Below are 7162 nucleotides of genomic sequence, written 5' to 3' on the forward strand. Positions count from 1 at the left end.
GAGCCTTCGGCCGGGATCACCGGCAGGATGTCGCGCTTCAGCATTTCGGCAAGCAACTCGACAAGCCCGGGACTGACGCCGGACCAGCCGTGAACGAGCGACGCGAGCCGCACGGCCATGACGGCGCGCGTTTCCTCGTTCGTGAGAATGCGGCCGGTGCCGACGCCGTGAAACCGCGTGAGATGCAGCGGCAATTCGGCGATCAGTTCGTCCGGGACGGGCGTCGTGCAGGAATCGCCATAGCCGGTGGTAACGCCGTAGATCATGCCGTCGCGGCGCAGCGTTTCGTCGACATGAGCGGCGGAGCGCGCGATGCTGTCGCGGAAGGCAAGGCTGTCGCTCAGACGCGAAGGAACGACACCCATCGAGATCGAGCGAATATGCTCGATGGTGACGCGCGTTTCGCCGAAGACCACTTCGCCTGTGATTTCGTCCGCTACTGCATCCACTCTACTGTCCCCCGAACCTGTCGGCCGGCACCGGCGGCTGAAGTCCCGCCGGGTGCCAGAAGTCGAAAAAATTGAACCATTGTAGCGGCGCGATATGCAAATGACTTTCCAGACGGGCAGCATATCGCGCTACGGAGGCGGCAAGCGCCTTGTCCCGGTCTTTGCGCGGCAACTCGATCCGGTCCGCGAACCGCTCGAAACAAACGCGATGACGGGAACCTTGCCGCAGACAGAAGAGGAGATGCACCGGGCATTTGAGAAGCCCGGCCAAAATGTGCGGACCTTGCGGGAAAGGCGCAAGCTCGCCGAGAAACGGCACCCAGCTTATGCGTTCGTTCCCCGTGACCGGCACCCTGTCTCCCGCCATCACCACCCATTCGCCATTTGCGACCGCCTGCTGAAGGAGAATTGCAGTATCGGGTCCAACGGACGTCACCTGGATAACATGGACGGTGGAGGAGTTCGAATATTCCGCGATCAAACGATTGAACCGTACGGCGTGAGCCGTGTGGACCAGCACGTTGACCCGCCAGCGCGCGCCGAGCGTGGCGATGGCGCGAAGGATTTCCGGATTGCCAAAATGCGCCGTCAGCACCACGGCGCCATTGCCGCTGCGTTTTGTCTTGTCGAATTCGCCCTCGTCGACGCCTTCGACCGCGGACGCCGGAATATTTCCGGTCCATGCCGCGAGTTTGTCGATCGCCGAAGAGGCGAAGGCAAGGAAATGCCGGAAGGACAGAAGCCAGCCGGGCTTCGCCGCGATGAGACCGGCGGCATGAGCATGCGCGAGATAGTTGAGCGAGCCGCGCCGCTGCTCGGTGCCCGTCAGAAAGAAGAAGAGCACCACGGGCGACACCACCGCGAGACAGACATGGCGGCCGAAGAGTTTATAGACGACGCCGAGAAACCAGAGCCCGGCATAGCTGCCGCGTTCTCCGATTGCCGCCCAGTGGGACGAGGAAGGAGAGCGTCCGGACAGCCGGTCGAAAAGCAGACCGGGGAGCCGCGCAAGCATCAGGAAGAAGAGCTTCGCATGCATGCCCGACAGCCGCAGATTGTCGTCCCACATCGCGAAATTCGAATGATTGCCAGCCGGATAGGTGACGGCAACAGGCAGCGTGACGACCTCCGTACCGCGCCAGACGAGACGCACCAGTATTTCGGTGTCGAAAGCCATGCGCTTCGCAACATGGGCCGAACGCACAACGGCGAGCGTCTCCGCCACGGGATAGACGCGGAAGCCGCACATGCTGTCGACAATGCGGAAGGAAAGCGTGTTGATCGCCACCCAGACATGCGTGATCCAGCGTGCGATACGACGGCTGCGCGGGACGGTTTCGTCGTAAACGGGCTCGCCCGTGACGAGCGCATGCGGATGCGCGCGAGCAAGGGCAAGGAGATCGGCGACGCGCGCGAGGTCGTGCTGACCGTCGGCATCGATCTGCAGCGCATGCGTGAAGCCTCGTGCTTCCGCGCGCGCGAGGCCGTCCAGTACCGCTGCACCCTTGCCGCCATTCACATCGCGGCGAAGAAGCTCCACGCCTTCGTGCGCCGCGCATATGGCCGCGATGCTTCGAGCAGCGCCGGGCTCGTTGCCATCGTCGATCACGATGACCGAAAGGCCCTGCCGGCACAGGAGGACGACGATGCCTTCCAGCGAAGCGGTATGATTGTAGGTCGGAATGAGGACGCACGGCTTGACGGCGTTCACGAGGAACTCCTGACCGTGCCGCTCGCCACGACATCGCCATCGCAGATATATTTGAAGTCGAGCCGGGATCTGTCTTTCCGAAGCGTCAACGAAACCCGCTCTTCCGGTTGCATGACGCGCTTGAACTTGATGCGTGACATTTCGCGCCCGTCGAAAACCGTTCCCCAGGTCTGCTCGGCGAGCACCGCCGCGATATGAAGCTGTGCGACACCGGGAAGGATCGGCTGCCCCGGAAAGTGTCCTTCGAACCAGCGAAGCTCCGGCTGCAACCGGAGTTCGAAACGGGCATCATCGCCATCGATCTCGCTCGTATCGATCTGCGGCAATTCAGGCGAGCTGAAGAGAGCGCGCAGATCGGCGGCAATGCGCTTGCCTTGCGCGTTCTCGGGAATCCGCGGCACGAAGCGCCAGAAGCGGGGCTGCTCCATCGGCTCGAGACGTGATTTGAGCAGGGAGCGCAAGTGCCGCGAGAAACGGAAAGGGCCTATCGTGGCAAGGGCGGTCTCGCCCTCCTCCGTCGGCACGACGACGGCTCCGAGCGCACCCTGCCGCGCCGGCAGATCGATGGCGGCTGCGTCCGCGATGCCGGCAAGAGATTTCAACGCCTCTTCCACGCGCGGCAGCGAGACACGCTTGCCCTCTATTTTGACAATGCGGTCGAGACGGCCCCTGAGCGTAAAGCGGCCGTCATCCGCGATCTCCACTGCGTCGCCCATGGAAAGGAAACCGTCATGGCCGGTGAACGGCGAACGCACGACGAGTGCGCCTGTTTCGTCGGCACGAATTTCGACCTCGGGCATCGGTGTCCACGGCATGTTCGCGCCGGTCTGCCGGCGCCACGCGACGCCGCCGGTCTCGGTGCTGCCCAGTACCTCTATCGGCGTGAAGCCGAACTGCGCGGCGGCATTTTCCGCCGCGTCGAGCGAGAGCGGCCCGCCCGATGAGAAGATCGCCGTCGGCATATGCGGCAGGCGAACGGCGGAGGGGATGCGCGCGAGATGAGCGGGGCTTGAAACGATAACACCGCCTGGTTCAAGCCTCGCCGCAACCGCTTCCCATGTTTCGAGCTGCTGCGAAAAAATTATCGCACCTGTCGCAAGCGGCCAAAGGACCCGGAAAAGCAGGCCATATATATGCTGGTGCGAAACGGTGCCGGCGACCGCGCCTTGCGGCGCGCCCCATTGACGGCGCAGCACCGCGACTTCCGCCGCAAGTTGATCCATCGCCTTCATGCACAGCTTCGGTTCGCCCGACGACCCGGAGGTGAAGAAGCCGACCCGTCCTTCCAAAGAGGATGGAAAAATGCCCGGCCCCGGACCGGTCTCGTAAACCGAAACCTGGATTGCATCGGCGCCGCGGATATCGCTGACGAATGCACCGTTAGCTACGCCGATCTCCCGCAGATAGTCCGGCGCGGCGTGGCCGGGCAACAGCACTTCGCGCTCCGCAATAAGCGCGCCCGCCAAGCCCGCGACGAAGTTCGCGGCATCGCCGCAATAGAGCATGACGGGACCTTCGCCAGCGCCGAGGCGGGCTGCGACGGAGAGCGCTGCCGCACGAACAGACCCCGCCGTCGCCACGCGCGTGCCGTCCGTCGCGACGGACGCGTCAGGCGCTGCGGTCGAAAGAAAATGCCAGAGGTTCTCCGTCATGCCGGGCCGCCCCGCGCCCGTACACGCTGACGCACGACGAACTCGACAGCGAACAAAAGTCCCGCGAGAAGATAACTGACGAGGCCATTATAGAGACCCCAATAGAAGAGATCGCCTTGCTGCACCGTCCACAATGCGATCAGCCCGTTCAGGGCGAAGAAGCCGACCCAGACATAAGTGACTTTTCGCGTGTAGCGGACGCCGCGATCGTCGAGATCCGGCTCCACGATCCGCGCGAAGCGCTCGATCATGCTGGGCGGTCGGACAAGGGTCAGGGCGAAGGCGATCAGCATGGTGACGCTCATGAAGACGGGATAAAGCCTCGCCGCCAGATCCGGCGCGACGGCGCCTACAAGAAGAACGGCCGTAGCGACCGCGATGAGACATATCGTCATCGCGAGGGGCACGGGGACCGCACGTGGAAGAAGAATGCGCGCCGCGATGCAGCCAACGAGCACGACGATGATGGGCCATGGCCCGATCCAGCGCAGCCCGATCGCCGTTGCCATCGGGATCAGCAACATCGCAACGGTGAGGGCCGTGGCCCAGGGATCAGGCCGCTTGTCCGAGAAGCTCATGAACCTGGTCGATGACATCGCGCACCGTCCGCACCGACCGGAACTGCTCCGCCGAAACCTTGCGGCCGATGAATTCCTGGAGTTTCAGTATCAGGTCGACCGCATCGATGCTGTCGAGATCGAGATCGTCCGCGAGGCGGGCGTCGAGCGAAATCCGGTCTTCCGGAATTTCAAAAAGCTCAACCAGAAATCCTTTCAGCTTTTCGTAAATCTCATCCTGGTTCATGTACTTGCCCCTGCTGCTGCCGTGCAACGAAGCGCGCCAACGCCTTGACGCTGGAGAAGTGACTCGCGAGGTCTTCATCCTTGGAGTCGATCTTCACGCCAAACGTCTTCTGGATTTCGATGCCGATTTCAAGCGCGTCGATGGAATCGAGCCCGAGCCCTTCTCCGAAGAGCGGCTCTTCCTCGTCGATATCCTGCGCTGAAATATCTTCCAGATTCAGCGTCTCAACGATGAGACGCCGAATTCGATCTTCGAGCCGTTCCATGCCCCACTTCCCCCGTCAACCACTCGGCCAGAAACTCGTTCAGGCGCCGGGCGGCAATCGATGGCACAGATTCACCTATATAAGCCCCGGTTTCAACCAATCCGTGCACCGTGATGGTGAAATGCATGCGGCGCGGCGGAATCCGGTACCATTTCTGGCCCTTCATGAGCGTCGGCGGCTCGCATCTTATGGTGACCAGCCGGATGGGCGACCCCGCCCGGATCGCAATATTGGCGACCCCGCGCTGCAATTTTACCGGCGCCCCTGGAACCGTGCGGGAGCCTTCGGGAAAGACGATCAGATTGTTGCCGGCCGCGAGTGCCTGGGCGCAATCGGCCACGAGCGTTTCGGCATCTCCGTCGTTGCGGATATAGCCCGTCGCGTTAACCACGCCGCGCATGAAGGGATTGCGCCATATCTCCGCCTTCACGATGCATTGAGAACGGCGCATCAGCGACATCAGCAGCACCACGTCCAGAAGCGTCGGGTGGTTGGCGACGACGAGAACACCCTCGTCCTGCGCCAAAGCTTCCGCGTTATGCGCTTCGAAGTCGAGAACGCCCATCGCGACCATGAAATTGCGATGCAGCCGAAACATCACGTGGACCAGACGCTGCGCGTAGGCCGCGCGCGCGTCCAGGTTCCGCACAAACAGGTTCATCAGCGGAAACACGGTGAGCGAAAGAACAAGACCGCCGATACCGAACGAGGCGAAGGAAAGCGCGGTGCCAAAAAGCCGCCAGAGGTAATCAAGACGCTTCATCGGCACTCTTTCCAAAAGACCAGAGCGACCCCTGCGATCGCCAGCGGAGAGGCTGCGGCACCCTGTCGTCCATGTGTACGACGAGTTCCCGAGCCAGCCTTTCCGCCGGCGGCGCATCGAGAACGGGCCCGCCTTCTCCGTCGGCGGCAGGATCACGCGTCAGACAGTACGCCGTTCCCTCGCCGTGTCCGGCGGAAAGACGGAGCGCAAAGGCAATGCCGCCCATGTCACTATCGGCAAACTGGCTATAGATGCCGGGGAGCGGAAGATCGGCAAAGACGAGTACAAGCTTCATATGCGGCCGCTCGCCGAGACGAAGCCATGCTTCCGCCAAACCGGCCGACAGCGTCTGCGGGCCGGCGGCGATGGCGGTGTGGCCAATCCGTGCCTTGCGCGCGAGGTCGAGCACGCCCGGCACCGTATTGTGGACCGACATGGAAAAGCCGGCGGGCGACATCGGCTCGCCACCGACAAGCGCAGTGAGCAATTGATGCGCCAGCGATATGTCGCCATAGCGCGAACAGAAAACGATGTCGGCATCGCTCGCCGGCGCAACGCCCAACCCACAAGCGACCCCCATGCGCGCAAGCGGACCGAGGCGCCGCCTCAAGCCAGCGGGAATATCCGCTTCCGCCGCACAATCGCCAAGGCGTGCTGCCGGCTCTCCCGGCGCACCGGGAACGATCGCCGCCCACGACTCCACGAAGGCAGCGGACAACGTTGCCGGAACGGATGTTGTGCTGTCTGCTTGCATCGCCTCCCCCTCCCAGGTGTGGCGAGGCGCGGTACTCAATCGGCGAGCTTGACCACTTCGCCCTTGAGCGCGACGCCCGACATCAAAAAGCCGACATGGCATTCATACTGCGTGTCGCTTTTCACCTCGTTCGAACGGAAATAACTGCGGATGTTGATGACCGCGTTGCCACCCAGCTGCTTCGCCCGTTCCTGGAATGTGATGAAATTGGATAAGACAACCCGTTGGCAGGTTTCCCGATCGGACTTGGCAAATGCGTTGGTCTTCTTGTTGCTGACAAACTCGCCGAAAGACTCCACGACTTTCGGATGCGGCGTGTCCCCGAAATAGAAGGAGACGGAACCGTCGAGCGCCGCCTTGGCGTCCGTCGTCGCGAGCGCCGCATCTACCGGCATCATCAAGACCTTGTCCGCCGCCCGTGCCGGCGCGCCCGCAACCCCCATCGCGAACGCAAACACCGCAATCAACCGGACCGAAAATCCAACCCTGCTCATCATCGCAACGCCCCCATGCGTTTCAGTCAAAGATCAGCAGCAACGTCCGGCATGGGCCGGATTTTTTCAAGCTGTTAGTGGCCGGCCTAACAGGGGGGTCGGCGAAAACAGTCTTTCGGGCTGTTTTATATGGCGGAGAGGGTGGGATTCGAACCCACGGTACCCTTGCGAGTACGCCGCATTTCGAGTGCGGTACTTTCAACCACTCAGCCACCTCTCCGCAGAGGACGGACCGGACCGTTGAGGCCGCCCGTATGGTCGAAACGGCGC

9 protein-coding genes and 1 tRNA gene are annotated in these 7162 nt (G+C 62.5%); all 10 read right to left on the minus strand.

Going from position 1 to position 7162, the window contains the following annotated elements:
- Positions 1-449: aromatic amino acid lyase (locus Q8S60_RS12385; RefSeq protein WP_305668596.1), on the minus strand; the 449-nt coding region annotated here is incomplete at its 3' end.
- 1 nt (position 450) lies between these two features.
- Positions 451-2160: a glycosyltransferase gene (locus Q8S60_RS12390; protein WP_305276848.1), complete on the minus strand. Its 1710-nt coding sequence runs from the start codon at positions 2158-2160 to the stop codon at positions 451-453.
- Positions 2157-3812 carry an AMP-binding protein gene (locus Q8S60_RS12395; RefSeq protein ID WP_305276849.1) on the minus strand — a complete coding sequence of 552 codons (1656 nt, stop codon included), beginning with the start codon at positions 3810-3812 and terminating at the stop codon, positions 2157-2159. The genes Q8S60_RS12390 and Q8S60_RS12395 overlap by 4 nt, the downstream gene beginning before the upstream one ends.
- Positions 3809-4408, minus strand: coding sequence for a hypothetical protein (locus Q8S60_RS12400; RefSeq protein WP_305276850.1), 600 nt, complete (start codon positions 4406-4408; stop codon positions 3809-3811). Before Q8S60_RS12400 ends, Q8S60_RS12395 begins: the two co-directional genes overlap by 4 nt.
- Positions 4365-4616, minus strand: a complete 252-nt coding sequence (locus tag Q8S60_RS12405; protein WP_305276851.1) for an acyl carrier protein — start codon at positions 4614-4616, stop codon at positions 4365-4367. Before Q8S60_RS12405 ends, Q8S60_RS12400 begins: the two co-directional genes overlap by 44 nt.
- Positions 4603-4881 (minus strand): phosphopantetheine-binding protein, encoded by a 279-nt coding sequence (locus tag Q8S60_RS12410; protein WP_305276852.1) that lies wholly within the window; start codon positions 4879-4881, stop codon positions 4603-4605. The genes Q8S60_RS12405 and Q8S60_RS12410 overlap by 14 nt, the downstream gene beginning before the upstream one ends.
- Entirely contained in the window at positions 4841-5644 is an 804-nt protein-coding gene (locus Q8S60_RS12415) for a 1-acyl-sn-glycerol-3-phosphate acyltransferase (protein WP_305276854.1), read from the minus strand. Before Q8S60_RS12415 ends, Q8S60_RS12410 begins: the two co-directional genes overlap by 41 nt.
- Entirely contained in the window at positions 5631-6398 is a 768-nt protein-coding gene (locus Q8S60_RS12420; protein WP_305276855.1) for a beta-ketoacyl synthase chain length factor, read from the minus strand. The genes Q8S60_RS12415 and Q8S60_RS12420 overlap by 14 nt, the downstream gene beginning before the upstream one ends.
- 35 nt (positions 6399-6433) lie before the next feature.
- Positions 6434-6895: a hypothetical protein gene (locus Q8S60_RS12425; RefSeq protein ID WP_305326159.1), complete on the minus strand. Its 462-nt coding sequence runs from the start codon at positions 6893-6895 to the stop codon at positions 6434-6436.
- 127 nt (positions 6896-7022) lie between these two features.
- Positions 7023-7112 (minus strand) — tRNA-Ser (locus Q8S60_RS12430).
- Positions 7113-7162: the final 50 nt, after the last annotated feature.

Origin of the sequence: Parvibaculum sp., assembly GCF_030694575.1 — a bacterium.
Lineage (GTDB): Bacteria > Pseudomonadota > Alphaproteobacteria > Parvibaculales > Parvibaculaceae > Parvibaculum.